This is a genomic window from Streptomyces sp. NPDC044033 (assembly GCF_056434425.1).
The window spans coordinates 50,157-76,572 of sequence record NZ_JBWKFF010000003.1 but is presented as its reverse complement, the minus strand read 5'-3'; the positions used below and the strand labels follow the sequence as shown (position 1 = coordinate 76,572).

The following is a 26,416-nucleotide window of genomic DNA, read 5'->3' as shown; positions in this document are numbered from 1 at the left end:
GTCGGTCCGCTCACTCGGTGGCCTGATGCCCCCAACCGGAGGTGGGGATGCGTGAGTTGCCTCGACGGTAGGGACAAAACCCTTCCACGGCAGTCGCGCACGGACAGAGCACGGTCGCACGCCGGTCGCACGGCGGCTGCCCGGAGGGTGCGCGGCGGGCCCGGACACCCCCTACGGCGGGCCCGGACGCGCCGCACGACGGGTGTGGACGCGCCGCACGGCAGGCGTGGACGCACTGTGCGGTGGACGCGGCCACGCCCGTACGGCAGGCGTGGGCGCGGTGTACGGCGGATGCGGGAGGCGCGGCTGTACGGTGCCGTCAGCGGCCGGCCCGCCGCCCGCCGGTCCTCGCCCGCGCCCTCCTCAGCCCCGTTCCGCCAGCGCCGCCCGTACCGCCTCCTCGACCCGCGGGAACGCGTACGTGAAACCCGATTCCAGCAGCTTGCGGGGCAGGACCCGCTGGCTGCTCAGCACATCCGTCGCGAACTCGCCCAGCGCGGCCCTCAGCGCGGGCGCGGGCGCGGTGAAGAGCGTCGGGCGGTGCAGCACCCGGCCCATCACCTCCGTCACCTCGCGGTTGGTGACGGGCGTCGGCGCGGTGAGATTGACCGGTCCGTGCAGGGTCTCGGTGTCCAGGATGTGGCGCAGGGCGGCGACGTGGTCGTGCAGGGAGATGAAGCTCCAGTACTGGCGGCCATCGCCCAGGCGGCCCCCGAGGCCGTACCGGAAGAGGGGGAAGAGCCGTCCCCAGGCGCCGCCGGCGCGGGAGACGACCAGGCCCGTGCGGGCGTACACGGTCCGTACGCCCGCCTCCACGGCCGCCCCGGCGGCCTCCTCCCACTCCTGGCAGAGGTCCGCGAGGAAGCCGTGGCCCGGAGGGTGGTCCTCGTCGACCGCGCGGTCCCCGGTGTCCCCGTAGAAGCCGATCGCGCTGCCGCTCAGCAGCGTCCGCGGCGGCTCGTCGAGGGCGGCCACGGCCTCGGCGACGGCCGCCGTGCCCAGCACCCGGCTGTCGCGCAGCTCCCTCTTGTACGCGGCCGTCCAGCGGTGGTCGCCCACGCCCGCGCCCGCGAGGTGCACGACGGCCGCGCACCCGGCGAGCCCGTCCGCGTCGATCCGCTGCCGCTTCGGGTCCCACTCGACCTCGTCCGCCGCGCGGGGCGCGCGCCGGACCAGCCGCACCACGCGGTGGCCGTCCGCCTCCAGGGAGCGTACGAGCGCCGTACCGATGAGCCCGGTCGAACCGGTGATCGCGATCCGCATACGGACCATCCTGCCCCCTGAGCCGGTCGACAGGCTGTCCGAGGAGAACCCGGGTGTGCCACAGTGCCTGGCATGCCCGAACCGATCATCCGGCCCGCCGTCCTGTCCGACGACGCGGCGCTCGCCGAGCTGGACCGTCGCACCTGGTCGCCGACGCACGCCGTGAAGGCGCGGCCGGAGCCGCCGTACGGCCCCTTCTTCACGGAAGACAACTCGCCCGGACACATCATCGTGGCCGAACTCGATGAGCGCGTCGTCGGCTATCTGCGCCTCCGGCCGGCGACCGCGCTGCCCTCCACCGCGCACGTACGGCAGATACGCGGCCTCGCCGTCGACGAGGCCGCGCGCGGGCGCGGCGTCGCGCGCGCCCTGCTGCGGGAGTGCGTCGCACAGGCCCGGCGGCAGGCCGCGGTCCGCCTCACGCTGCGGGTGCTCGGGCACAACACCCCCGCGCGGCGGCTGTACGAGTCGGAGGGCTTCGTGGTGGAGGGCGTGCTGCGCGGGGAGTTCCTGATGGACGGGGAGTACGTGGACGATGTGCTGATGGCGCGGGCGCTGTAGCCGGTTCGCGTGGCGGGTGTCTCAGTCATCCGCCCGGAAGCGGTCCCACAGCTTGGGGAACCGTTCCGCCAAAGCGGCCTCGTCCTCGAAGTCCAACGAGCTGCCCAGCGGCTCCGGCGGCTGCTCCGGCAGCCCCAGGTCCGGCAACTCGGCCCCGGTCAGCTGCTCGTACGCCTCGTCGGCGGCGTAACCGAGGTCCTCCGCGTCCCCGTCGACCCGCTCGTCGAACTCGTCCAGCAGGTCGGCCAGGTCGTCCGGTTCGTGCAGCGCCCCCTCGAACACCTCCCGCCCCTGCCCGATCAGCCAGCAGCGGAAGCAGTCGAACGCGTCGTCGCTCGCCCCGTCCAGCAGCACCCAGGCCGCGCCCCACAGATCCCAGCGGTACGCGCGGTTGTAGCGCGCCTCGAAGTGCCGTGCGAAGTACAGCACGGAGTCCGGGTCGAGCTGCGTCAGCCGCTCGATCAGCAGATCGGCCTGGTCCTCGGGGTCGCCCTCGGCCGCCTGGCGGGTGCCGTCGATCAACGACCAGAACTCCGTCTCGTCCATCACGGCACCAGCATCGGGCCTCGCGCCGGGCCACGCACGCGGAGCGGCCCAGATGCGGCTGTGTCGTTACCGACCGGGTGAGGCCGGGTGAGGAGCGCACGCCGATTCCCGCGTCCCGGAGGCCCCATCGGTGCGACGTACCGGGCCCCGGAGGCCGCCCCACCGGTGCGACGTACACGCGAGAGGACGACAGTTCGGCGCGCCGCGAAAAGGCGACAGAAGGTGTCCGGTATCGCTGCCAGAGTCGGCCCGTAGCCAACCGGCTGAGCGAGAGGACATACGGACGTGAGCACACAGGACGCATCGGCGAAGGCACTCGCCGGCAAGGTCGCGCTGGTCGCGGGGGCGACCCGCGGCGCGGGGCGGGCGATGGCCGTCGAGCTCGGGCGGGCCGGGGCCACGGTCTACGCGACAGGGCGCACGACCCGCACCCGCGTCAGCGAGGTCGGCCGGCCCACCGAGACCATCGAGGGGACGGCCGAACTGGTGACGGCGGCCGGCGGCACCGGCATCGCCGTGGTCACCGACCACCTGGAGCCGGAGCAGGTCAAGGCGCTCGTCGAGCGCGTCGAGCGGGAATCGGGACGGCTCGACATCCTGGTCAACGACGTCTGGGGCGGCGACCACCTGCTGGAGTTCGACAAGAAGATCTGGGAGGTGAACATCGCGGACGGGCTGCGGATGCTCCGGCTCGGCATCGACACCCACCTCATCACCAGCCACTACGCGCTGCCGCTGCTGATCCGCGAACCCGGCGGCCTGGTGGTCGAAGTCACCGACGGGACGGCCGAGTTCAACAAGACCTACCGCGGGAACCTGCCCTTCGACCTGACCAAGACCGCCCCGCACCGGATGGCCTTCGGGCTCGCCGAGGAGCTGGGGGAGTACGGCGGCACCGCGCTCTCCATCACCCCGGGGTTCCTGCGCTCGGAGGAGATGCTCGACCACTTCGGGGTCACCGAGGCCACCTGGCGCGACGCGGTGGAGAAGGAGCCGCACTTCGCCATCGCCGAGTCGCCCGCCCTGATCGGACGGGCCGTCGCCGCGCTCGCCGCCGACCCCGGCAAGGCGCGCTGGAACGGTGCGTCCGTCTCCAGCGGCGAGATCGCCGAGGTGTACGGCTTCACGGACACCGACGGGTCGCGGCCGGACGCCTTCGCGTACTTCCGCGATGTCGTCTTCGGAGGGAAGGACGCCACCGCCGCCGACTACCGCTGACGGCCGCACGCCGCCGAGAAGGGGCTGCCGCGCGGGGGCCTCTTGCGCCACCCCCGACGGCTCACGGCGGCCCGCGGCCCTCCCGGCGGTTCACCGCGGCCCTCCCGACTGCTCACCGCGGCCCTCCAGCGGCTCACGGCGGCCCGTAGCGGTCGGCCATCTCGCGCGCCGCCCGCGCGAAGCGCTCGCGCAGTGCCGCCGGGGCCAGCACCTCGGCCTCCGGCCCCAGCGCGAGCAGCTGGGAGTACGCGACGTCGGCCGTCTCGACGCGCAGGGTGACGGTGATCCGCCCCTGCCCGTCGGGGCCCCCGGCCGCGTCCAGCGCCTCCTGCGCGGCGAGCCGGTCCGTTACCTGCGGCAGCCGCCGCGCGCCGTCCGGCGTGAGGCTCAGCACCACCTGCTCCCGCAGGATCGACCGCGCGAACTCGACGGCCCGCTCCTCCCAGAACGCGGGCAACTCGAACGTCTCGTCACGGCGGAACCGCTCCTCACCGCGCACGACCGCCGCGAAGCGGTCCACCCGGTAGACCCGGAAATCCCGGTTCTCCCGGTTCCGGGGCGCCTCCGCCGCGGGAGGCGGGTCCGCGCCCGTAACCGTGCCGCTCCCGCCCGTACCCCCGTCGCCGCTCCCCGCCACCCGCGCGGCCAGATACCAGACGCCCGCCTTGAGCACGAGGCCGTACGGCTCCAGCTCCCGCTCCACCTCGGCGCTCCCGCGCCGGTAACGCGCCGTCAGCCGGCGGTCGTCCCAGACCGCCTCCGCGATCGCGGGCAGCGGCTCGGGGGCCTTCGCCTCCCGGAACCAGGCGGGCGCGTCCAGATGGAAGCGCTGGGCCGCGCCGGCCGCCGCGTCGCGCAGCTCCGGCAGCAGGGCGGCCGAGACCTTCAGCCGGGCGGCGGAGGCGGCGTCGGCCAGCCCCATCTCGCGCAGGGCCGAGGGGACCCCGGACAGGAACAGCGCCTCGGCCTCCGTCCGGCCGAGCCCGGTGAGCCGGGTGCGGTAGCCGCCGACGAGGCGGTAGCCGCCCGTACGGCCCCGGTCCGCGTAGACGGGGACGCCGGCCTCGGACAGCGCGAGGACGTCCCGCGCGACCGTACGCTCCGAGACCTCCAGGCGGCGGGCCAGCTCGGCTCCGGTCATCGTCGGCCGGGACTGGAGCAGCAGCACCATCATGATGAGGCGGGCAGCGCGCATACGGCCATCATGCCGGGCGCCACTGACACACGGCCCGCGCCCCACAGCCCGCGGCCATCGGGCGGAGCGCCGCCGATCACCTGCCCACGGCCGCCCCCAGGGGCCCCAATGACCTCCGGCGGGCCGCTTCTTTAAAAGAAGAGACCCGCCGGAGGCGGTGTTCAGCGGTCGCACCCTCGGTTGAGTACCGGGACAGGCGGGCGCGACCGCCGAGTGTGTGAGGAGGCTCAGAGGCCGTAGCGCTCAGCCGCCTCCTTCACGAGGGACGCCTTGACCTCGCCGCGGCGGGCGAGCGCGGACAGGGCCGACACCACGACCGACTGCGGGTCGACGCCGAAGTGCCGGCGGGCGGCCTCGCGGGTGTCGGAGAGGCCGAAGCCGTCCGTGCCGATGGACGTCCAGTCCTGCTCGACCCACGGCGCGATCTGGTCCGGTACCGCACGCATCCAGTCGCTGACGGCCACGACCGGGCCGGGCGCGCCGTGCAGGGCCTGGGTGACGTACGGAACGCGCTCCTCGCCGCGCAGCGCCGCCGCCTCGCAGTCCAGGGCCTCCCGCCGCAGCTCGGTCCAGGACGGCGCCGACCAGACGTCGGCGGCCACGCCCCAGTCCTCGGCGAGCAGCCGCTGCGCCTCCAGCACCCAGTGGACCGCGGTGCCCGAGGCGAGCAGCTGGAGGCGGGGTGCGCCCTCGGCCGGGGCCTGGGCCTCCTGGTAGCGGTAGAGCCCCTTGAGGATGCCCTCTTCCACGCCCTCGGGCATGGCGGGCTGCACCTTCGTCTCGTTGTAGACGGTCAGGTAGTAGAAGACGTCCTCGGCCTCCGGGCCGTACATCCGGCGCAGGCCCTCGCGGACGATCACCGAGACCTCGTACGCGAACGCGGGGTCGTACGAGATCGCCGCCGGGTTGGTCGAGGCGATCAGGTGCGAGTGGCCGTCGGCGTGCTGGAGCCCCTCGCCGGTCATGGTGGTGCGGCCGGCGGTGGCGCCGATCACGAAGCCGCGGCCGAGCTGGTCGGCGAGCGCCCAGAACTGGTCGGCCGTGCGCTGCCACCCGAACATCGAGTAGAAGATGTAGAACGGGATCATCGGCTCGCCGTGCGTCGCGTACGAGGTCGCGGCGGCGGTGAAGTCGGCCAGCGAACCGGCCTCGGTGATGCCCTCGTTCAGTATCTGACCGTCCTTGGCCTCCTTGTAGTACAGGAGCTGGTCGCGGTCGACGGGGTCGTACGTCTGGCCCTTGGGCGAGTAGAGCCCGGCGGACGGGAAGAGCGACTCCATGCCGAAGGTGCGGGCCTCGTCGGGGACGATCGGGACCCAGCGGCGGCCGGTCTCCTTCTCCCGCATCAGGTCCTTGACGAGCCGGACGAACGCCATGGTGGTGGCGATCTCCTGGGTGCCCGAACCCTTCTGGAGCGCTTCGAAGGGCTTCGCGGACGGCTCGGGCAGCGGCTTCGCCGCGACCTTGCGGGCCGGGGACGGGCCGCCGAGGGCGGCGCGGCGCTCGCGGAGGTAGGCCATCTCGGGGGAGTTCTCGCCGGGGTGCGCGTACGGCACCGGGCCGTCGGCCAGCGCGCTGTCCGCGATGGGCAGCCCGAGCAGGTCGCGCATGTCGCGGAACTGCTCGCCGGTGAGCTTCTTCATCTGGTGGTTGGCGTTGCGCGACTCGAAGCCCGCGCCGAGCGTGTGGCCCTTCACGGTCTGCGCGAGGATCACCGTCGGCGCGCCCTTGTGCTCCACGGCGGCGCGGTAGGCGGCGTACACCTTGCGCGGCTCGTGGCCGGCGCGGGAGGTCTGGAACAGCTCCAGCAGCTTGGCGTCGGTCAGCTGCTGGGCCATCGCCCGCAGCGCCGGGTCGGCGCCGAAGAAGTGGTCGCGCAGATAACCGGCGTCGCGCGTCGCGTACGTCTGGAACTGGGCGTCCGGCGTCTCGCGCAGCCGGCGTACGAGCACGCCGTCGGTGTCGCGGGCGAGGAGGTCGTCCCAGGCGACGCCCCACAGGGACTTGACGACATTCCAGCCCGCGGCGCGGAACTGGGCCTCCAGCTCCTGCACGATCTTGAAGTTGGGGCGGACGGGGCCGTCGAGGCGCTGGAGGTTGCAGTTGATGACGAAGGTGAGGTTGTCCAGACCCTCCCGGCCGGCCAGCGCGAGGGCGGCGGTCGCCTCGGGCTCGTCCATCTCGCCGTCGCCGAGGAACGCCCAGACCCGGGAGCGGGAGGTGTCCTTGATCCCGCGGTGCTCCAGATAGCGGTTGAAGCGCGCCTGGTAGATCGCGGAGAGCGGACCCAGGCCCATGGAGACGGTCGGGAACTCCCACAGCCAGGGCAGCCGGCGCGGGTGCGGGTAGGAGGGCAGGCCGTCGCCGCCGGCCTCCTGGCGGAACCGGTCGAGCTGGCCCTCGGTGAGGCGGCCTTCGAGGAAGGCGCGGGCGTAGATGCCGGGGGAGGCGTGGCCCTGGAGGTAGAGCTGGTCGCCGGAGCCGCCGGAGGCGGCGTCCTCCTTGCCGCGGAAGAAGTGCTGGAAGCCGGTCTCGTACAGCCAGGCGGCGGAGGCGTAGGTGGCGATGTGGCCGCCGAGGCCGAGGCGGCTGCCGCGGGTCACCATCGCGGCGGCGTTCCACCGGTTGTAGGCGGTGATCCGGTTCTCCATCTCCTCGTCGCCCGGGAAGTCGGGCTCCGCGGCGGTGGGGATGGTGTTGACGTACTCGCTCTCCAGCAGCGAGGGGAGCCCGAGACCGTCGCCCTCGGCGTGCTCCAGGGCGCGCCGCATGAGGTAGGCGGCGCGGTGTGGGCCTGCCGCGGCGGTGACGGCGTCGAGCGACTCGCGCCACTCGGCCGTCTCCTCGGGATCGACGTCCGGGAGCTGGTCGAACTGGCTGTACGGCTGGCGCACGGGATCGGGCATGGGGTGGGCCCCTTTCCGGACGAAAGAGAGGTGGGAGGCGGCAGGCAGGGGTTTGCGCCCACGGTCGACGATACGCCTTTGATCGATGATCGATCAACGTTTCATCAAAAGAAAAACCCCAGGTGGCACGGGGTGTCGCTGGGTCTGGCACCCGGTGTCAGACCTGCGGGGCGCAACACAGCACATGCGTGGTCAGCACGTCTCCGATGAGCGGATCGCGCCGCCGGAAAGCGTCCACCAGTTCCTGGTGATCGGCGGCGTAGGAACGCGGTTCGGGACTCAGCCAGCGGATCGACAGCGTCGTCCAGACCTCGATGCCCAGCGACTCCCACGTGTGCAGCAGCACGCCGTTGCCGGCCGCCCGCACGATCTCCCGGTGGAACGCCACCGTATGTCTGACCTGCGCCTCACCGTCGTTCGTCCGATCGGCCCCGCGGAGCGCCGCGACCTCGCGCTCCAGGGGGGAGAGGTCCGCCGCCAGCCGCTCCGCGGCCAGCCCCGCGGCCACCCGCTCCAGCCCGGCCCGCACCGGATAGCTCTCCTTGAGATCGGTGGCGGTCAGATTGCGCACGCGAACGCCCTTGTTGGGCGCGGACTCGATCAGCCGCAGCGACTCCAGCTCGCGCAGCGCCTCCCGTACGGGCGTCTGGCTGACCTCCAGCTCCACGGCGATCCGCCGCTCGACGATCCGCTCGCCTGGCTGCCAGCGGCCACTGACGATCCCCTTCAGGATGTGCTCGCGGATCTGCTCACGCAGCGAGTGGACGACGGGCGGGGTCATGAGAGCTCCTTCGGGGCGCGCCGGCCGGCCGCCATTCTCTTCCAGCAACTTCCAGCAATGGGGAAGGCCCCGGCTCGCTGAGCCGGGGCCTTCCCTCCATACGGTGCTGCCAACCTCAGAGTCCGAGGTCGCCCTCGAACTCGCCGCCTTCGAGACGGGCCTTGAGCGTGCCCAGGAAGCGGGCCGCGTCGGCGCCGTCCACCAGCCGGTGGTCGTACGACAGGGCCAGGTAGACCATGTCGCGGATGGCGATGGTCTCGCCCAGCTCCGGCGTCGAGACGACGACCGGACGCTTGACCGTGGCGCCGATCCCGAGCATGCCGACCTGCGGCTGGTTCAGGATCGGGGTGTCGAACAGCGCGCCGCGCGAACCGGTGTTGGTCACCGTGAAGGTGCCGCCCGCCAGCTCGTCCGGCTTGATGCCGCCGTCGCGCACCCGGCCGGCCAGGTCCGCGGTCTTCTTCGCGATGCCGGCGAGGTTCAGGTCGCCCGCCTCGTGGATGACCGGGACGAACAGGCCCTTCTCGGTGTCCACCGCGATGCCGATGTTCTCGACGTCGTGGTAGGTGATCGTGTCGTCGTCGTTCACCTTGGCGTTCAGCGACGCGTGGACCTTCAGCGCCTCGGCGGCGGCCTTGACGAAGAACGGCATCGGCGAGAGCTTGACGCCCTCACGCGCGAGGAAGCTGTTCTTCGCCTTGGCGCGCAGCTGCATGATCTTGGTGACGTCCACCTCGATCACGGTCGTCAGCTGCGCCGACACCTTCAGCGACTCGACCATGTGCTTGGCGGTCGCCTTGCGGATGCGGGTCATCTTCACCGTCTGGCCACGCAGCGCCGACGGCTGCGCCGGAGCGGCGGCGGCCTTCGGAGCGGCGGCGGCCGGAGCCTGCTGCTTGGCCGTCTCGGCCGCGGTGATGACGTCCTGCTTGCGGATGCGGCCGCCGACGCCGGTGCCCTTGACCTCGGCGAGGTTCACGCCGCTCTCCGAGGCCAGCTTGCGCACCAGCGGAGTGACGTACGCGCCGTCCGCGTCACCGGACGCGGGAGCGGCCGGGGCCTGGGCGGCCGGGGCGGGCGCCGGGGCCGGAGTGGCCGGGGCCGGGGTGGTGACCTGCTGCGGAGCCGGGGCCGAGGGGGCCTGCGGAGCCGGGGCGGCAGGCGCCTCGGCCGGGGCCGGGGTGGGCTCGGGCTGAGCCGCCGGGGCGGGCTCGGCCGGAGCGGCGGGGGCGGCCGGGGCCGCACCAGCGGCACCGATGACGGCGAGCTTCGCGCCGACCTCGGCGGTCTCGTCCTCGCCGACCACGATCTCCAGCAGGGTGCCCGCGACGGGCGCCGGGATCTCGGTGTCGACCTTGTCCGTCGACACCTCCAGCAGCGGCTCGTCCACCGCGACATCGTCGCCGACGGCCTTCAGCCAGCGGGTGACGGTGCCCTCGGTCACGGACTCGCCCAGCGCGGGGAGCGTGACCGGGGTGCCCTCGGCGGAGCCGCCGGCCGGGGCCGGAGCCTCCTGCGCCGGGGCGGCGGGCGCCTCGGCCTGGGCCGGGGCGGGGGTGGGCTCCGGCTGAGCCGCCGGGGCGGGCTCGGCGGCCGGAGCGGACTCCTGCGCCGGGGCGCCGGAGCCGTCGTCGATGATCGCCAGCTCGGCGCCGACCTCGACCGTCTCGTCCTCGGCCACCTTGATGGAGGCGAGCACACCGGCGGCCGGTGCGGGGATCTCGGTGTCGACCTTGTCGGTCGACACCTCCAGCAGAGGCTCGTCGGCCTCGACGCGCTCACCCTCGGCCTTCAGCCAGCGGGTGACAGTGCCCTCGGTCACGCTCTCGCCGAGCGCCGGCAGGGTTACGGAAACCGCCATGGTTTCGGTTGCTCCTTACGAAAAGTGCGGATGGTGGTGCGCTCGGGACTTAGTCGTGCGAGTGCAGCGGCTTGCCGGCCAGGGCCAGGTGGGCCTCGCCGAGCGCCTCGTTCTGCGTCGGGTGCGCGTGGACGAGCTGCGCGACCTCGGCCGGCAGCGCCTCCCAGTTGTAGATCAGCTGCGCCTCGCCGACCTGCTCGCCCATACGGTCACCGACCATGTGGACGCCGACGACGGCGCCGTCCTTGACCTGGACGAGCTTGATCTCGCCGGAGGTCTTGAGGATGCTGCTCTTGCCGTTGCCCGCGAGGTTGTACTTCAGGGCCACGACCTTGTCCGCGCCGTAGACCTCCTTGGCCTTGGCCTCGGTGATCCCGACGGAGGCGACCTCGGGGTGGCAGTACGTCACGCGGGGCACGCCGTCGTAGTCGACCGGCACGGTCTTGAGGCCGGCCAGCCGCTCCGCCACCAGCATGCCCTCGGCGAAGCCGACGTGCGCGAGCTGGAGGGTCGGGACGAGGTCGCCGACGGCCGAGATGGTGGGCACGTTGGTGCGCATGTACTCGTCGACCAGGACGTAGCCGCGGTCCATCGCGACGCCCTGCTCCTCGTAGCCCAGGCCCTGGGAGACCGGCCCGCGGCCGATCGCGACCAGCAGCACCTCGGCCTCGAAGGTCTTGCCGTCGGCGAGGGTCACCTTGACGCCGTCGGCGGTGTACTCGGCCTTCTCGAAGAAGGTGCCGAGGTTGAACTTGATGCCGCGCTTGCGGAAGGCGCGCTCCAGCAGCTTGGAGCTGTTCTCGTCCTCGACCGGGACGAGGTGCTTGAGGCCCTCGACGACCGTGACGTCGGTGCCGAAGGACTTCCACGCCGAGGCGAACTCGACGCCGATGACGCCGCCGCCCAGGATGATCGCGGACTCGGGGACGCGGTCCAGCGTCAGCGCGTGGTCCGAGGAGATGACGCGGTTGCCGTCGATCTCCAGACCGGGCAGCGACTTCGGCACGGAGCCGGTCGCCAGCAGGATGTGCCGGCCCTCCACCCGCCGGCCGGCGACGTCGACCGAGGTCGGGGAGGACAGCTTGCCCTCACCCTCGATGTAGGTCACCTTGCGGCCGGCGACGAGGCCCTGGAGACCCTTGTACAGGCCCGCGACCACGCCGTCCTTGTACTTGTGCACACCCGCGATGTCGACGCCCTCGAAGGTCGTCTTGATGCCGAACTTGTCGGCCTCGCGGGCCTGGTCGGCGATCTCGCCGGCGTGCAGCAGAGCCTTCGTGGGGATGCAGCCGTTGTGCAGGCAGGTGCCGCCGAGCTTGTTCTTCTCGATCAGAGCGACGTCCAGACCCAGCTGCGCTCCGCGCAGGGCAGCGGCGTAACCGCCGCTACCGCCTCCGAGGATCACTAGGTCGAAAACGGTGCTGGCGTCGTTCGCCACGTCACGTCCTCCATGCATGGATACGCCGGAGCCGGTCTTCGGTGACCGGGCGGCGGCTGTTGTTCGGCCGCTTCTAGATCGGCCCTGGGTGTAAGGGGGGCCCTGTCCTGCCGTGACAACATCTTCGCACTTGTTGACGGGTGGCGGGACGCCGGGCCGGTGTCGGGGGCGGCGGATCGGCCCTCCCCGAGGTCGCTCGCCCGCACGGACGTACGGATTTCGTCGAGGGCGAACGTGACGAACGGAACGACGAATGGCACAGTCCGCGGCGAGCGAGGGCGGCATGACGTCCGTACGGCCCCGGGCACGTGACCCGGGGCCGTACGGACGGCAGCGCGAATTGTCAGCCGAGGTCGCCCGCGGCGGTGCGCTCGGCCAGCCGCACCAGGGTGCGGACCGAGGCGCCGGTGCCGCCCTTGGGGGTGTAGCCGAACGGCGCGCTCTCGTGGAACGCCGGGCCCGCGATGTCCAGGTGCGCCCAGCTGATGCCCTCGCCCACGAACTCCTGGAGGAACAGCCCGGCGGCCAGGCCGCCGCCCATCCGGCCGCCCACGTTCGCGAGGTCGGCGATGGGGGAGTCCATGCCCTTGAGCAGCTCGGCGGGGAGCGGCAGCGGCCAGGACTGCTCGCCGACCTCGTCCGCGATCTCGTGCAGCGAGGTGCGGAAGGCGTCGTCGTTCGCCATGATCCCGAACGTGCGGTCGCCGAGCGCCACCACCATCGCGCCGGTCAGGGTCGCCACGTCCACGATCGCGTCCGGCTTCTCCTCCGAGGCGCGGGTGATCGCGTCGGCGAGCACCAGCCGGCCCTCGGCGTCGGTGTTGAGCACCTCGACCGTCTTGCCGCTGTACATGGTGAGCACGTCGCCGGGGCGGGTCGCGGTGCCCGACGGCATGTTCTCGGCGAGCGCCAGCCAGCCGGTGACGTTGACCTGGAGGCCGAGCCGGGCGGCGGTGACGACCGCGGCGAACACGGCGGCGGCGCCGCTCATGTCGCACTTCATCGTCTCGTTGTGACCGGCCGGCTTCAGCGAGATGCCGCCCGAGTCGTACGTGATGCCCTTGCCCACCAGCGCGACGGTCTTCTTCGCCTTGGCGTGCGTGTAGGCGATCCTGACCAGCCGCGGCGGGTTGGCGGAGCCCTGGCCGACGCCGGTCAGACCGCCGTAGCCGCCCTTGGCGAGCGCCTTCTCGTCCAGCACCTCGACCGTGAGCCCGTGCTCCTTGCCGGCGGCCTGCGCGGCGGCGGCGAACGACTTCGGAGTGAGGTCGTTGGAGGGGGTGTTGATCAGGTCGCGGGCCCGGTTGATCTCTTCCGCCAGCGCGATGGCGCGGTCCGCGACGGCCTTGTACGTCTTGTCGCGCGGCTTGCCGCCGAGGATCGCGACCTCCGCGAGCGGGGCGCTCTTGTCGTCCTTCTTGCCGTTGCCTTCGCGGTAGGCGTTGAAGGCGTACGCGCCGAGCAGCGCGCCCTCCGCGATGGCGGCGGCGTCGGCGGCGCTGTCGATGGGCAGCGCGAACGCGCCCTTCTTCGTCCCCGCGAGGGCACGCGCGGCGGAGCCCGCGGCCCGGCGGAGCGTTTCGCCGTCGAAGCCCTCGCCCTTCGCCGGGGCGGCGCCGAGGCCGACCGCGAGGACGACGGGGGCCTTGACACCGGAGGGTGCGGGCAGCTTCGTCACCTCGCCCTCACCGCCGCCGGCGCCGAGGGTCTCCAGGATGGAGGCCAGCTTTCCGTCGAACGCCTTGTCCACGGCCTCCGCGCCGGGCGCGACGACGGGGCCCTTCGGGCCCTTCGCCACGCCGACAACGAGGGCGTCAGCGCGCAGCGTCGCCGCGCTGGAGGTGCTGAGAGTCAGTGCAGTCACGGTGGTGGGGTCCCTACTTCCGTTGAGTTCGGCCGGCCGGTGGATGGGCCGGCCGCGCCCCGGGCATCGTATGCGGCGGTCTTCCGCCGGTCGGGCGCGGGCCGCTCGGCGCTTGCCGCGAGCCTAACTCCAGGCCCTGGCAAGGCCGTGCCCGGCGGGGACACTTCGCCACTCCGGTCCCCGGGCCGGGGCGCCGCGAGAGTGTGGGCGGGGGGTGTCCTCAAGCGCCGGACGGGCTGGGTGGGGCGGGTGGTGGTTGTGGGGGCGCGGGCGGGCTGATCGGTGCGGGTGGTGGCTCGTGAGGGAGCTGGTCACCAGCCCAGCGTGAGCGCGATCAGCGCCGTGGTCGCCGCCGTTTCGGCGAGAGTGCCGAAGACATCGCCCGTCACGCCGCCGAACCGGCCCCGGCAGTGACGGAGCATCAGTTCCGCGCCGGCCAGGGACAGCAGCAGGGCCGCCGCGCAGCGGGCGGCGGTGTACGGGCCGAAGGCGGCGCCCGCCGCCGCGCAGGCGACCGCGACGGCGGCCGTCGTCAGCGCCGCCGAGCGCACCGGCACCGCCCCGGCGACCGCCGCCCCCAGCCCCTCCGGCCGTGCCGCGGGCACACCCGCGCGGGAGGCGAGGGTCAGCGCCGTACGGGCCGCGACCGCCGCGACCGTCACGGCGAGGGCGCCGCGCGCCCAGCCCGCCCCGTACAGCTCGTACACGGCGGCGACCTGGCCGAACAGGACGAAGACGAGGGTCAGGACCCCGAAGGGGCCGATGTCCGACTGCTTCATGATGCGCAACGCGTCCTCGGCGGGCTTGCCGCTGCCCAGCCCGTCGGCCACGTCCGCGAGCCCGTCGAGGTGCAGTCCCCGGGTGAGCACCGCCGGCACGGCGACGGTGGCGACCGCGGCGAGCAGCGGGCCGGCGCCCAGGAGCAGCAGGACCCCGCCGGCCGCCGCCGCGCAGAGCCCGGCCGCCAGCCCCACGAGCGGCGCGGCCAGCATCCCGCCGCGGGCCGCCGGGCGGTCCCACCGGGTGAGGCGTACGGGCAGCACGCTCAGGGTGCCGAAGGCGAAGCGCAGGGCGTCGCCGAGGGAGGCGCGGGCGGGGGAGGTGTCGGTCATCGCGCGCAGGTTATCCGACGTCAGGGGCGCTAGGTTTCCCCTAGCGGGCAGATTCGGGAGCGTCGGTCATGGGTCAGTGGATGAGTCGCAACATCGTCGAGCCGGGCAAGCTGCCGCTCCTGCTGGCGCTGGGCTCGTTCGTCCTGACGTTCCTGGTGACCCGGGTGATCACCCGTCTGATCCGGGCGGGCAAGGGCCCCTTCCGCAACATCCGGCCGGGCGGTCTGCACATCCACCACGTGGTGCCCGGCATCGTGCTCATGGTGGTCGGCGGCTTCGGCGCGGTGGCCGGCGGCCGGCACGGCTTCGGGACCGCGGTGACCGCCGTGCTCTTCGGGGCGGGCGCGGGGCTGGTGCTGGACGAGTTCGCGCTCGTACTGCACCTGGACGACGTGTACTGGAGCGAGCAGGGGCGCAAGAGTGTCGAGGTCGTGGTGCTGACGGCCGCGCTGGTCACGCTGATGCTGGCGGGCTTCTCGCCGTTCGGGGTCGACGCGCTGACGCCGCAGGAGCTGCGCAGCCGCGGCCTCGTGACGACGAATGTGCTGCTCAACTTCGCGATCGCGCTGTTCGCCCTGGCGAAGGGGAAGCCGCGGATAGCGGTGATCGGGGTGGTGGTGCCGTTCGTGGCGATCATCGGGGCGGTGCGGCTCGCCCGGCCCGGCTCGCCCTGGGCGCGGCGCTGCTACCGCCGCCGGCCGCGGGCCCGGCGCAAGGCGCGGGTACGGGCGTACCGGCACGACGCGCGCTGGCAGGCGCTGCGCCGCCGTGTTCAGGATCTGGTCGCGGGGGCCCCGGATCCCTGACCGCAGGCGTCGGGCAGCGGGACGCGCTCTTCCCTGCCCTGCCCGTGCGCGGTCGGGGGCCGGTCGGGAGCCTCCGGCGGCCGGGGTCGGTGCTCTAAACTCCGCCCGCGGTCGCCGCCGCCCGGCGACCCCCCGCGGGCCACCGGCCCCTGGACCCGGTACAGGTCCCGCGGCTTGCGCCGCCTGCGCAGCTCGTCGAGCACGCACACCGCGAGCATCGCGGTGATGGCCGCCAGGTGCTCCTTGCCCGCCAGGTTCGGCTTGACGAGCGCCTCCGCGGTCATGGCCGCGATCACCGCGGCGCAGGTGAACCAGGCCCGGTAGCGCCAGGTCACGTACACCGCGATCCCGACCACGGCGGCGGACGGGCCGGTGTCGATGACCTTGGCGGCGTGCGCCGGCAGGCCGAAGACGGAGTCGGGGCCGATGCGGATGGCGAGTCGCGCGTACATCGTCCCGGCGAGCGTGGCGAGGTAGGCGATGGCCAGCGTGCGCTTCCTGCCCAGGCAGATCTCCGCGACGCCGAACGCGATGAGGAGCTGGGCGAGCGCGCCCCACATGGGCAGGTCGAGGGCGGGTACGAACAGCGACAGCGGGGTGCGCAGCAGCGCCAGCCACCACGGCAGCTGGGCCTGGACCGAGCCGATCCGCTGGATCGGCTCGAAGCCCCAGGGCTGGTTCTGGATGATCTGGAGGACCGAGGTGAGGCAGACCGCGGCGACGGTCATGGGGATGGCCCGCAGTCTCCCGCGGATCAGCACTCCGCGTACGGTCCCCAGGAGGGGGCCCCACTCGGAACGTGCGGCGCGTAGCAGCGCCGCACGGTTCATCGCTTGCTCTCCAGGTGCTTGCGGTTCAGCCACTTCGGCAGGCCGGGCGCTTCGAGGAAGCCCTCGGCCCGGCCGCTGGCGATGCCGATGCGCAGCAGGTCGCTGCTCTTCTCGAACAGCATGAACCGGGGCTCCCAGATGGGCCGGTACTTCGCGTTGGCGCGGTACAGCGACTCGATCTGCCACCAGCGGGAGAAGAAGGTCAGCAGCGAGCGCCACATCCGCAGCACGGGTCCCGCGCCGAGCTTGGAGCCGCGCTCGAAGACGGACCGGAACATCGCGAAGTTCAGCGAGACCTGCTCCACCCCGACCTCCCGGGAGCGCTGCATCATCTCGATGACCATGAACTCCATCAGGCCGTTCTCGGACTCCCGGTCGCGGCGCATCAGGTCGAGCGAGAGGCCCTTGGGCCCCCAGGGCACAAAGCTGAGCAGGGCGCGCAGCCGACCGTCTCCGTCGTGGCATTCGAGCATCGCGCAGCGGCCGTCGCCGGGGTCGCCGAGCCGGCCGAGCGCCATCGAGAAGCCGCGCTCGGTGGCGCCGTCGCGCCAGTCGTCGGCGTGCCGCAGCAGGTCGGTCATCTCCTCCTCGGGGATGTCCTCGTGCCGCCGGATGCGCACCGTGTACCCGGCGCGCTTCACCCGGTTGTACGCCTGGCGCACGGTCCGCATCGCCCGCCCGTCGAGGGTGAACTCGTCGGTCTCCACGATCGCCTCGTCGCCGAGTTCGAGGGCGTCCATGCCGTGCCGCGCGTAGATGGTGCCGCCCTCCTCGCTCGCGCCCATCACGGCCGGGATCCAGCCGTGCTCGCGGGCCTCGGTGAGCCAGGGGTCGATGGCGCCGGGCCAGGCCTCGGGGTCGCCGATCGGGTCGCCGGAGGCCAGTGAGACCCCGCCGAGCACGCGGTAGGTGACGGCGGCCTTGCCGGTGGGGGACCAGATGACGCTCTTCTCGCGGCGCAGCGCGAAGTAGCCGAGGGAGTCGCGGTCGCCGTGCTTGTCCAGCAGGGCGCGGAGCTTCGCCTCGTCGTCGGGGGTGATGGGGTCGGTGGCACGGCGCGAGCGGAAGGCCGCGTACAACACGACGAGCAGCAGGACCGTGCTCATCACGTTGATGACGACGTTGACCCAGCTGGGGGCGGAGATGCCGGTGTACCGGGACTCGTCGCTGGCCAGCGAGATCAGCCGCATCACGCCGTAGCGCCAGCGGTCCAGGAAGGTGGCCCTGCCGCCGTCGTGCGCGTCGTTGGTGAGGGTGACCAGCAGCGCGGCGATCAGCGAGGTGACGAGCAGCCCGCCGAGGGCGACGGCCGCCGCCAGCTTCGGGTTGGCGCGGTCGCCCTTGGCGTAGAACTCGCGGCGGCCCACCAGGAGCGAGACCACGAACAGCACCGTGAGCACCGTCGAGAACCAGTTCAGGCCGTGCCGGTTGAACTCGCGGAAGCACATGGCGAACAAGAAGAGCGCGGCCGTGGCCCCGGCCAGCACCAGGTTGAGTATCCACGCCGCGCGCTTGCGCCGCCGCAGCGTGATGGCCATGAACAGCGAGAAGAGCGCCGATGCGAAGCCCGCTGTCGCCAGGTACGGGGTGAAGAACTCCTCGACGTTGTGCCGGCGGATGTCGGCCCCGAAGGACAGCCACACCGCGCTGAGGAGGTTGACGAACGTAACGGCGCGCAGGTACCAAACCGCGAAGCCGGCAGCTCGCCGCGGCCAGATGCCGTGACGGGTGCCCTCATCCGGAGTCAAGCGGACTTCTCCCATGAAAAGTGATCATATGGGGCGTCATGTGCGACGAGAGTTCCGGCGCGGGTGACGCGAGGGCATCAGGCGCGCACGGGGAGCTCCGCTGCCAGGGCCGCCGCCGCCTGAACCAATGGCAGAGCGAGCAGCGCCCCTGTCCCCTCGCCTACACAGACGCCATGATCGAGCAAAGGGTTGAGTGCCATTCGGTCCAAAGCTTTCGCCTGGGCCGGCTCGCCGCTCGCCTGACCGGCCAGCCACCAGTCCGGCGCCCGGAACGCGACACGCTGCGCCACCAGTGCGCACGCGGCCGAGACGACGCCGTCGAGGATCACCGGCAGCCGTCTCACGGCGCTCTGCAGCAGGAAACCGGTGATCGCGGCGAGGTCCGCGCCGCCGGTCGTGGCCAGCAGCTCCAGCTGGTCGCCGAGGACCGGCCGGGCCCGGCGCAGCCCGTCCCGGATCGCCGCGCACTTGCGCATCCACGCCAGGTCGTCGATGCCGGCGCCGCCGCGGCCGGTCACCACGGAGGCGTCGGTGCCGCACAGCGCGGCGATCAGCGTGCCGGCCGCGGTGGTCCCGCCCACGCTCAGGTCGCCGAGCACGACGAGGTCGGTGCCGGAGTCGGCCTCCTCGTCGGCGACGGCCATCCCGGCGCGGAAGGCCCGCTCCGCCTCGTCCGCGGTGAGCGCGTCCTCGATGTCGATACGGCCCGAACCGCGCCGCACCCGGTGGCGCGTCACGTCCTCGGGCAGGTCGGCCGGGTCGCAGTCCAGGGACATGTCGACGACCCGGACCTGAGCGCCGCACCGGCGCGCCAGCACCGCCGAGGCGCTCTCGCCGTCCAGCACGGCCCGTACGAGCGCCCGCGCGCCCTCGGCCGGACCGGAGGACACCCCGAGCCCGGCGACCCCGTGGTCACCGGCGAAGAGCAGCAGCCGCGGCCGCTCGACGGGCTTCACCGGAACCGAGCCCTGGGCGGCGGCGAGCCACTCGCCGAGCTCGTCGAGCCGCCCCAGCGCGCCGGGCGCGGGTACGAGCCGCTCGCGGTGCTCCTCGGCGTCCCGGCGTACGCCGGAGTCGGGGCGCTCGATCAGGGTCGCGAAGTCATCGAGATTCAGGCCGCTCATCCGCAGAACACTACCCGCAGATGAAGGAGCCAGTCCCCTGGGGAACAAGCCGGTCGCCCGCCGCCGGCCCGGCCGTTCCGAGGGCTTCGCCGAGTGCTCCCCGATGCGGGGTGCGAGCGCCTTCGCGGCGGGGACGTACGCGGTACGTCCGGGCCCCGCACCCACGCGGCAGCGGTACGTCCGGGCCTCGCACCCACGCGGCAGCGACCCGGGCCGGGCCCCGCCGCGCCGACGGGCGTGCGGCACCGGACCGGACCGGGCGCCCGCCCGCATCCGCCGTGCTGTCGGAGCCCGTGCCGCTCCGGCTCCCTGGGCAACCGCGCGCCGCCGGACCGGACCGGGTGCCCGGCCACATTCGCCGTGCTGAAGGAGCCCGTGCCGCTCCTGCTCCCCGGGCAACCGCGCGGCACCGGACCGGGCCCGGTGCCCGCCCGCGTCCGCCGCACCGGCGGTCCCGTGCGCCTCTCGGACCACCCTGGCAGCCCGGGGCGGCCCCCGAGCCGGAGACGCGCGCCCCGGCGGGCCCCCGGCTCAGCGCAGCGCCATCGCCTGGCCGGCCACCACCAGGAGTACGTGCTCGCACTCCGCCGCGATGCGCGCGTTCAGCCGGCCCAGCTCGTCGCGGAAGCGGCGCCCCGCTGGAGTCGCCGGCACCACCCCCGAGCCCACCTCGTTGCTCACCGCGACCACCGTGCGCCGGGTCGCCCGTACGGCCGCCACCAGGTCGTCCACCCGCTTGCGCAGCGCCCGCGCGCCGCCGTCCGCCCACGTCGCCTCGTCCCAGGCGCCGACGGAGTCCATGGCGTCCGTCAGCCACAGCGCGAGGCAGTCGACGAGCAGCGGCGGGCCCTCCGCGTCGAGGAGCGGCGCCAGGTCGCAGGTCTCCGCCGTGCGCCAGGAGGCCGGCCGCCGCTCCCGGTGCGACGAGACCCGTTCGGCCCACTCCTGGTCGCCGTCGCGGGTGCCGCCGGTGGCGACGTACAGGACGTCCGGGAACGCCTCCAGCCGCCGTTCCGCCTCGACCGACTTGCCGGACCGCGCCCCGCCCAGCACCAGCGTGCGCCGGGGCAGATCCGGCACCGCGTGGTACTCGCCGACCAGCAGCGTCGTGCCGTCGGGCACCGCCCGCGCGCCCGCCGCCGCCAGCCGCCGGCGCAGCTCGTCGCCGGGCGGCACCTCGTGGCCGAGATGCACGGCGATGACGTCCGTGGTGGCGGACACCGCGCCCACCGCCCGCAGCCGGGCCAGCGCGTCGGGCCGCCCCACCACGTCCAGCAGCACCATGTCGTACGGGTCCCGGACGCCGTCCGGCGCCAGCCCGGCCGCGGCCGTGCCCGGCGGCAGGTACAGCAGCCGCTCGCCCTCCGGCCCGGTCACCTCGTACCCGGTGCCCGGCGTGTCCAGGGCGGCCGCCCGCACCCGATGGCCGCTGATCAGCGCCAGCTCCCGGCCGTCCGCCACCCGGCCCGGCGCGGGCAGCCCGGCCGGGAACTCCACGGCCGGGCCGTCGTGCGGGTGCGAGAGCAGCACCTGCCGCACCCCGGCGATCGAGTGCCCGGCGCGGGCCGCCGCGAAGGCCGGGCCGGGGGTCATGTCCAGCAGCAGCGCGCCGTCGACGAGCAGCGCCGTCGCGGCCCGTGCCGCGTCGCCGACCGCCGTGGCACAGGTCGCGCACGGGCATCCGGGGCGCGGCAGTCCGTCGGGGGCCCCGGTGCCGAGGAGAGTGAGTTCCACCCCCCGATCGTCTCGCGTCCCGCGCCCCCGGGCGCGCGGGGCTCGCCCTTTGCGGGGCTTTACGGGCCCTGTTCACCGACCGTTAGGCTGCGCTGCACAGTACGTGCGCAGCAGGACAGTACGTGCGCAGCAGGTATTCGGGACTCAGGAGGCGGACATGGCCTGGACGTGGCGGTTCGAGAAGTCCGACGGGGCGGAGATCGCTCCCGCGGTGGAGCCGGAGGAGTTCTCCACGCAGGGGGACGCGGAATCCTGGATCGGCGAGGTGTGGAAGGAGATCCTGGACGGCGGCGCCGACCAGGTGACGCTGTTCGAGGACGGCACGCAGATCTACGGGCCGATGAGCCTGCACGCCAACGAGGGCTGACACCGGCCCCGCCCGCGTGCCGGGCGCCCGTACACGCGAAGGCGGCGGGCGCCCGTACACGCGAAGGGGCCTCGTCAGCCCCGCACGCCGCACAGGTGGAGCAGCGCCGCGACCGACCGGTACGGGTCGGTGCGCCCGGCCTTGTCCTCGGCCGCGATCAGCCGGTCCAGCGCCTCGCCCGCGGGCGGCGCCTCGTCGTCGGCGGCCTGGTCGCTGAAGACCCGCACGCCGTACCAGGTGTGCAGCGGAGCGCCGATCCCCGTCAGCGTGGCCGTCAGCGCCTCCAGCCGGTCGGCGCGGACCTTGAGCCCGAGCCGGTTGGTGTACGCGGGGGAGTCGAAGGCGGTGAGGGCCGTGTCGAAGTCCCCGGCCAGACCGGGGCGCATCGCCAGCGCGTCGGCGTTCCGCACGAGCAGGGAGAGCAGCCCGCCGGGCGCGAGCACCCGGGCCAGCCCGGCGAGCATCGGACCCGGCTCGTCCACGTACATCAGCACGCCGTGGCACAGGATGATGTCGAAGGCGCCGGGCTGGAAGTGCGCGCCCGCGTCCCGGCCGTCGCCCTCGACGATCCGGACCCGCTCGCGGATGCCCTCGGGCTCGGCGGCGAGCGCCTCACGGACCGTCGCGGCCATCCGCGGGTCGGACTCCAGGCCGGTCACGTTGTGTCCGGCGCGGGCCAGCCGCAGCGCCTGGGTGCCCTGGCCGAGGCCGACGTCGAGCACGCCCAGCCGCTGCCCCACGGGGTAGCGGGCGGCCACCTGCTCGTCGATCTGGCGGGCCACCAGCTCCTGGCGGACGGTGTTCCGCAGTCCGCCGAGCCCGTTCAGCCAGCCCGCCGCGCCGCCCGAGAATCCGGCCGAGGCCGCGCTCAGGGCTTCTCCCCGCGCTTGACCTTCGGCTTCGGCAGCCGCAGCCGGCGCATCTGGAGCGTACGCATCAGGGCGTACGGCACGGCGCCGCGCGCGTTCTCGTTCGGGAAGCGGGCGCGCAGGCCGCGCTTGAGGCCGACCGCGGTGATCACCGAGTTGACCACGATCAGCAGGATCACGATCATCCACAGCAGCAGCACGTACGTCTGGAAGGCGCCGCGGTTGATCATGCTGAGCACCAGGATGACCACCGCGAGCGGCAGGAAGTACTCCGCCACGGTGAACCGCGAGTCCACGTAGTCGCGGGCGAAGCGGCGGACCGGGCCCTTGTCGCGGGCCGGCAGATACCGCTCGTCCCCATTGGCGAGGGCCTCGCGCTGCTTCGCCAGGTCCGTACGCCGCGCCGACTTCTGACGCTTCATGGCGTCCTTGCGGTTGGCCGGCGTACTGGCCATGCTGCGGCGCTGCGAGCTGGCCTCGCTGCGCTTGGGGGTCGGGCGGCCCTTGGGCGCCTGCGGGTCACGGGTCTGCTGGGGCCGGTCCGCGGTCACCTTGGCGGCGGCGGCCTGCTCATCCTTCGAGTGGCTTCGGAACACAAAACCCAAGGGTACGTGGTGCGGGTGCATGGACCCCAGTCCCGAGGGGAACGATCCGACAACGGGCGGCCGCGCCTCGTGCTCCGAGAATCGCGTCGAAAGCGGATATAGCGGCACGATTCCCTCCGCCCTCCCCGCGTTCGCCCTTCGCGTTCCGGTCATTTCGCACTCCCCCTGACACCCGCCTACTCCTTGGGCCGGAGAGCGGCGACCTTGTGATCGTCCTGTAGGAGGAGCGCATCGAGGGCTGAACAGTGCGGTAATGGATGCAGGGCCCGTACTGTGGGGTCTTGTAAAAGCTGGAGTCCGTAGTCCGTCAGAAGGGGGCGCGCGAGGCCCATGAGCGGTGTCATGAAGCGTATGGGGATGATTTTCCGCGCCAAGGCCAACAAGGCCCTGGACCGGGCCGAGGATCCGCGCGAGACCCTCGATTACTCCTACCAGAAGCAGCTGGAACTGCTGCAGAAGGTGCGCCGCGGCGTCGCCGACGTGGCGACCTCCCGCAAGCGCCTGGAGTTGCAGCTGAATCAGTTGCAGGGTCAGTCCTCCAAGCTGGAGGACCAGGGCCGCAAGGCCCTCGCGCTGGGTCGCGAGGACCTGGCGCGCGAGGCGCTGTCGCGTCGCGCCGCATTGCAGCAGCAGGTCACCGACCTGGAGACGCAGCACACCACGCTGCAGGGCGAGGAGGAGAAGCTCACCCTCGCCGCTCAGCGGCTCCAGGCCAAGGTCGACGCCTTCCGCACCAAGAAGGAGACCATCAAGGCCACGTACACCGCGGCCCAGGCCCAGACCCGCATCGGGGAGGCGTTCTCCGGCATCTCCGAGGAGATGGGCGACGTCGGCATGGCCATCCAGCGGGCCGAGGACAAGACCCAGCAGATGCAGGCCAGGGCCGGCGCCATCGACGAGCTGCTCGCCTCGGGCGCGCTCGACGACCCGACCGGCACCGCCAAGGACGACATCACCGCGGAGCTGGACCGCCTCTCCGGCGGCACCGACGTGGAGCTGGAGCTCCAGCGGATGAAGGCCGAGCTGGCGGGCGGCAGCGGCGCCGGCAAGCAGGCCATCGAGGGCGGCGCCGCCGGGCAGGGCCAGTCGGCCCAGCCGCAGGACACGCCGCGCTTCGACAAGCAGTAGCCGGGATAAGCCTCTTCGAGATCCTCTGAGCACCTGAACAAGGGAGACCGACGTGATCGTACGGATCATGGGGGAGGGGCAGGTGAAGCTGGCCGACAGCCACTTCACCGAGTTGAACGTGCTGGACGACGCGCTGCTCGCCGAGATCGAGAGCGGCGACGAGGAAGGCTTCCGGCGCACCCTGGCCGCACTGCTCGACGCGGTGCGGAAACTGGGTGAGCCGCTCGCCGAGGACAGCCTGGAACCGTCCGAGCTGATCCTCCCCGCCCAGGACGCCACCTTGACCGAGGTCCGCGACATGCTCAGTGACGACGGCCTCATCCCGGGCTGAGCCCGGCCGCGCCGGACGACGGCCGCACAAGAAAACTCCAGCACCGCTCGCGCCCCCGCCCTCACCGAGGGACGGGGGCGCGAGTGGTACGGGCACCCGCGCGGCACCCCTTACGTTTGACGCGTGACCCCCCTCGCCACGGCCCCGGGCCTCTGCCGGGCCCGACAGTGGCTGAGCGCGCACCCGCTGGCCGCGGACACCCTGCTGGCCGCCCTCGCCCTCGCCACCGCCCTGCTCGGCACGGCCGCCGGACCGCACGCCCGGCGCTTCCCGCTGGGCCTCGTCTTCGTGCTGTTCACCACCCTCGCCTGCGGCGCGCTCGTGCTGCGCCGCCGGGCTCCGCGCGCCGTCCTCGCCGCGACTCTCCTCCTGACCGTGATCGAAGTCGTCGCCACCCGGGACGACAAGCCGCACGGCCAGGTGACCGTGGCCGTCGTCATCGCGCTCTACACCGTCGCCTCCGGCATGGGCCGCACCGTCGCCTGGCGGATCGCGGCCCTCGCCGTCGGCGTCCTCACCGCCGCCGTCATGGCCTTCGGCGTCCGCCCCTGGTACGCGCAGGAGAACTTCGGGGTCTTCGCCTGGACCGCGCTGGCCGCCGCCGCGGGCGACGCCGTGCGCAGCCGCCGCGCCTTCGTCGCCGAGATCCAGGAGCGCGCCGTACGGGCCGAGCGGACCCGCGACGAGGAGGCCCGCCGCCGCGTCGCCGAAGAACGGCTGCGCATCGCCCGCGAACTCCACGACGTCGTCGCCCACCACATCGCGCTCGTCAACGTCCAGGCCGGGGTGGCCTCGCACGTCATGGACAGCCGCCCCGACCAGGCCAAGCAGGCCCTCGCGCACGTCCGCGAGGCCAGCCGCTCCGCGCTCGACGAACTGCGCGCCACGGTCGGCCTGCTGCGCCAGCACGGCGACCCGGCGGCCCCCACCGAACCGGCCCCCGGCCTCGGCGTCCTGGACCAGCTCGTCGACGGCTTCGCCCGGGTGGGGCTGCGCGTCCTGGTCGCGGCGGCCGCCACGGAGCCCGCCGCCCCCGGCCGGCCCCGGGTGGGCGAGAGCGCCGCCGAGGCCGCGGCCGTCGTCGGGCCGCTGCCCGTGGCCGTCGACCTGACGGCCTACCGCGTGCTTCAAGAAGCGCTCACCAACGTCCACAAGCACGCGGGCCCGGCGGCCACCGCCGAGGTCGGCATCCTGCGGGGCCGCGCGTCCCTGCTCCTGACCGTCCGCGACAATGGCGACGGACCACCGCCGGACCGTACGGGCAGTACGGGCACGGGTACGGACACCGGCGCCGGCACGGGCGGACACGGTCTGATCGGGATGCGCGAGCGTGCGGTCGCACTCGGCGGCACCTGCGAGGCGGGACCCGGCCCGGACGGCGGCCCCGGCTTCGCGGTGCGCGTCGAACTGCCGCTGCAAGCGCGTACGGGAGGGGACGCATGACGATCAAGGTGCTGCTCGCGGACGACCAGGCGCTGCTCCGCAGCGCGTTCCGGGTGCTGGTGGACTCCGAACCGGACATGGAAGTGGTCGGGGAGGCGTCCGACGGCGCGCAGGCCGTCGAACTGGCCCGCGCCAAGGGCGCCGACATCGTCCTGATGGACATCCGGATGCCCGGCACGGACGGCTTCGCCGCCACCCGCGCGATCTGCTCCGACCCCGAGCTGGAGCACGTACGCGTGGTCATGCTGACCACCTTCGAGATCGACGAGTACGTCGTGCAGTCGCTGCGCGCCGGCGCCTCGGGCTTCCTCGGCAAGGGCGCCGAGCCCGAGGAGCTGCTGGCCGCGATCCGCATCGCGGCGGCGGGCGAGGCGCTGCTGTCCCCGGTGGCGACCAAGGGGCTGATCGCCACGTTCCTCGCCCAGAGCGACGGCGCGGACGAGGCGTCCCGCGGCTACCAGGCGGAGCGGCTGGCCGCGCTCACCGGGCGCGAGCGCGAGGTGCTGGTGCAGGTCGCGGGCGGCCACTCCAACGACGAGATCGGCGAGCGGCTTGAGGTCAGCCCGCTGACCGTCAAGACCCACGTGAACCGGGCGATGGCCAAACTGGGCGCCCGCGACCGGGCCCAATTGGTGGTCATCGCCTACGAAACCGGACTTGTACGCCCAAGGGTGGAGTGACCCCTA

At 73.3% G+C, this 26,416-nt stretch carries 23 protein-coding genes; 8 read left to right on the top strand and 15 right to left on the bottom strand.

Translation table 11 applies throughout. The features are described from left to right. Positions 1–363: 363 nt before the first annotated feature. The gene (locus tag AC07AB_RS07850; RefSeq protein WP_478561808.1) at positions 364–1,272 is read right to left on the bottom strand and encodes a TIGR01777 family oxidoreductase; all 909 of its coding nucleotides are present in this window, start codon (positions 1,270–1,272) and stop codon (positions 364–366) included. 63 nt (positions 1,273–1,335) lie between these two features. Here AC07AB_RS07850 and AC07AB_RS07845 point away from each other — a divergent pair, with 63 nt between their 5' ends. Beyond that, positions 1,336–1,824 carry an N-acetyltransferase family protein gene (locus tag AC07AB_RS07845; protein ID WP_478561805.1) on the top strand — a complete coding sequence of 163 codons (489 nt, stop codon included), beginning with the start codon at positions 1,336–1,338 and terminating at the stop codon, positions 1,822–1,824. 21 nt (positions 1,825–1,845) lie between these two features. Here the strand turns inward: AC07AB_RS07845 and AC07AB_RS07840 are convergent, their stop codons facing one another. After that, on the bottom strand, positions 1,846–2,370 hold the full coding sequence (locus AC07AB_RS07840; protein WP_478562617.1) for a DUF4240 domain-containing protein: 525 nt from the start codon (positions 2,368–2,370) through the stop codon (positions 1,846–1,848). Between the two features lie 285 nt (positions 2,371–2,655). Here AC07AB_RS07840 and AC07AB_RS07835 point away from each other — a divergent pair, with 285 nt between their 5' ends. Beyond that, positions 2,656–3,588 carry an SDR family oxidoreductase gene (locus tag AC07AB_RS07835; protein ID WP_478561802.1) on the top strand — a complete coding sequence of 311 codons (933 nt, stop codon included), beginning with the start codon at positions 2,656–2,658 and terminating at the stop codon, positions 3,586–3,588. Positions 3,589–3,721: 133 nt separating this feature from the next. On the opposite strand, the gene AC07AB_RS07830 is transcribed toward AC07AB_RS07835, so the two are convergent. The 7 genes from AC07AB_RS07830 to AC07AB_RS07800 form a co-directional block, all read right to left on the bottom strand. Next, complete coding sequence (locus AC07AB_RS07830; protein ID WP_478561799.1) at positions 3,722–4,783, bottom strand: helix-turn-helix transcriptional regulator; 1,062 nt, start codon at positions 4,781–4,783, stop codon at positions 3,722–3,724. Positions 4,784–5,010: 227 nt separating this feature from the next. Continuing rightward, entirely contained in the window at positions 5,011–7,689 is a 2,679-nt protein-coding gene (gene aceE, locus AC07AB_RS07825; RefSeq protein ID WP_478561796.1) for a pyruvate dehydrogenase (acetyl-transferring), homodimeric type, read from the bottom strand. A gap of 157 nt (positions 7,690–7,846) precedes the next feature. After that, a complete protein-coding gene (locus AC07AB_RS07820) occupies positions 7,847–8,470 on the bottom strand; it encodes a GntR family transcriptional regulator (protein ID WP_478561793.1) in 624 nt (207 codons plus the stop codon). A 115-nt stretch (positions 8,471–8,585) separates the two neighbouring features. After that, positions 8,586–10,331 carry a 2-oxoglutarate dehydrogenase, E2 component, dihydrolipoamide succinyltransferase gene (gene sucB / locus AC07AB_RS07815; RefSeq protein ID WP_478561790.1) on the bottom strand — a complete coding sequence of 582 codons (1,746 nt, stop codon included), beginning with the start codon at positions 10,329–10,331 and terminating at the stop codon, positions 8,586–8,588. 49 nt (positions 10,332–10,380) lie between these two features. After that, complete coding sequence (gene lpdA / locus AC07AB_RS07810) at positions 10,381–11,769, bottom strand: dihydrolipoyl dehydrogenase (RefSeq protein WP_478561787.1); 1,389 nt, start codon at positions 11,767–11,769, stop codon at positions 10,381–10,383. Between the two features lie 343 nt (positions 11,770–12,112). Further along, a complete protein-coding gene (locus tag AC07AB_RS07805) occupies positions 12,113–13,633 on the bottom strand; it encodes a leucyl aminopeptidase (RefSeq protein ID WP_478561784.1) in 1,521 nt (506 codons plus the stop codon). Positions 13,634–13,944: 311 nt separating this feature from the next. Next, positions 13,945–14,745 carry an adenosylcobinamide-GDP ribazoletransferase gene (locus AC07AB_RS07800; RefSeq protein ID WP_478561781.1) on the bottom strand — a complete coding sequence of 267 codons (801 nt, stop codon included), beginning with the start codon at positions 14,743–14,745 and terminating at the stop codon, positions 13,945–13,947. A 68-nt stretch (positions 14,746–14,813) separates the two neighbouring features. On the opposite strand from AC07AB_RS07800, the gene AC07AB_RS07795 reads away from it, so the two are divergent. Then, positions 14,814–15,551 (top strand): hypothetical protein, encoded by a 738-nt coding sequence (locus AC07AB_RS07795; RefSeq protein ID WP_478561778.1) that lies wholly within the window; start codon positions 14,814–14,816, stop codon positions 15,549–15,551. Here the strand turns inward: AC07AB_RS07795 and AC07AB_RS07790 are convergent. From AC07AB_RS07790 to AC07AB_RS07775, 4 genes are all read right to left on the bottom strand, one after another. Next, positions 15,518–16,381 carry a hypothetical protein gene (locus tag AC07AB_RS07790; RefSeq protein ID WP_478561775.1) on the bottom strand — a complete coding sequence of 288 codons (864 nt, stop codon included), beginning with the start codon at positions 16,379–16,381 and terminating at the stop codon, positions 15,518–15,520. The genes AC07AB_RS07795 and AC07AB_RS07790 overlap by 34 nt on opposite strands. Continuing rightward, entirely contained in the window at positions 16,378–18,144 is a 1,767-nt protein-coding gene (locus AC07AB_RS07785) for a phosphatidylglycerol lysyltransferase domain-containing protein (protein ID WP_478561772.1), read from the bottom strand. Before AC07AB_RS07785 ends, AC07AB_RS07790 begins: the two co-directional genes overlap by 4 nt. Positions 18,145–18,206: 62 nt before the next feature. Further along, positions 18,207–19,253 (bottom strand): nicotinate-nucleotide--dimethylbenzimidazole phosphoribosyltransferase, encoded by a 1,047-nt coding sequence (gene cobT, locus AC07AB_RS07780; protein WP_478561769.1) that lies wholly within the window; start codon positions 19,251–19,253, stop codon positions 18,207–18,209. Positions 19,254–19,784: 531 nt separating this feature from the next. After that, positions 19,785–20,987: a bifunctional adenosylcobinamide kinase/adenosylcobinamide-phosphate guanylyltransferase gene (locus AC07AB_RS07775; RefSeq protein ID WP_478561766.1), complete on the bottom strand. Its 1,203-nt coding sequence runs from the start codon at positions 20,985–20,987 to the stop codon at positions 19,785–19,787. A gap of 157 nt (positions 20,988–21,144) precedes the next feature. Here AC07AB_RS07775 and AC07AB_RS07770 point away from each other — a divergent pair, with 157 nt between their 5' ends. After that, positions 21,145–21,354, top strand: coding sequence for a hypothetical protein (locus AC07AB_RS07770; protein WP_478561763.1), 210 nt, complete (start codon positions 21,145–21,147; stop codon positions 21,352–21,354). Between the two features lie 74 nt (positions 21,355–21,428). Here AC07AB_RS07770 and AC07AB_RS07765 read toward each other — a convergent pair whose 3' ends face one another. After that, positions 21,429–22,163 carry a class I SAM-dependent methyltransferase gene (locus AC07AB_RS07765; RefSeq protein ID WP_478562614.1) on the bottom strand — a complete coding sequence of 245 codons (735 nt, stop codon included), beginning with the start codon at positions 22,161–22,163 and terminating at the stop codon, positions 21,429–21,431. A gap of 59 nt (positions 22,164–22,222) precedes the next feature. Further along, entirely contained in the window at positions 22,223–22,819 is a 597-nt protein-coding gene (locus tag AC07AB_RS07760) for a DUF3043 domain-containing protein (protein ID WP_478561760.1), read from the bottom strand. 339 nt (positions 22,820–23,158) lie between these two features. On the opposite strand from AC07AB_RS07760, the gene AC07AB_RS07755 reads away from it, so the two are divergent. The 4 genes from AC07AB_RS07755 to AC07AB_RS07740 all read left to right on the top strand — a co-directional run bounded on the left by AC07AB_RS07755 (position 23,159) and on the right by AC07AB_RS07740 (position 26,410). Next, the gene (locus tag AC07AB_RS07755) at positions 23,159–23,956 is read left to right on the top strand and encodes a PspA/IM30 family protein (RefSeq protein WP_478561757.1); all 798 of its coding nucleotides are present in this window, start codon (positions 23,159–23,161) and stop codon (positions 23,954–23,956) included. A 52-nt stretch (positions 23,957–24,008) separates the two neighbouring features. Next, entirely contained in the window at positions 24,009–24,287 is a 279-nt protein-coding gene (gene pspAA / locus AC07AB_RS07750) for a PspA-associated protein PspAA (RefSeq protein ID WP_478561754.1), read from the top strand. Between the two features lie 123 nt (positions 24,288–24,410). After that, on the top strand, positions 24,411–25,730 hold the full coding sequence (locus AC07AB_RS07745) for a sensor histidine kinase (RefSeq protein ID WP_478561751.1): 1,320 nt from the start codon (positions 24,411–24,413) through the stop codon (positions 25,728–25,730). Beyond that, positions 25,727–26,410 (top strand): response regulator, encoded by a 684-nt coding sequence (locus AC07AB_RS07740; protein WP_478561748.1) that lies wholly within the window; start codon positions 25,727–25,729, stop codon positions 26,408–26,410. The genes AC07AB_RS07745 and AC07AB_RS07740 overlap by 4 nt, the downstream gene beginning before the upstream one ends. Positions 26,411–26,416 lie beyond the last annotated feature (6 nt).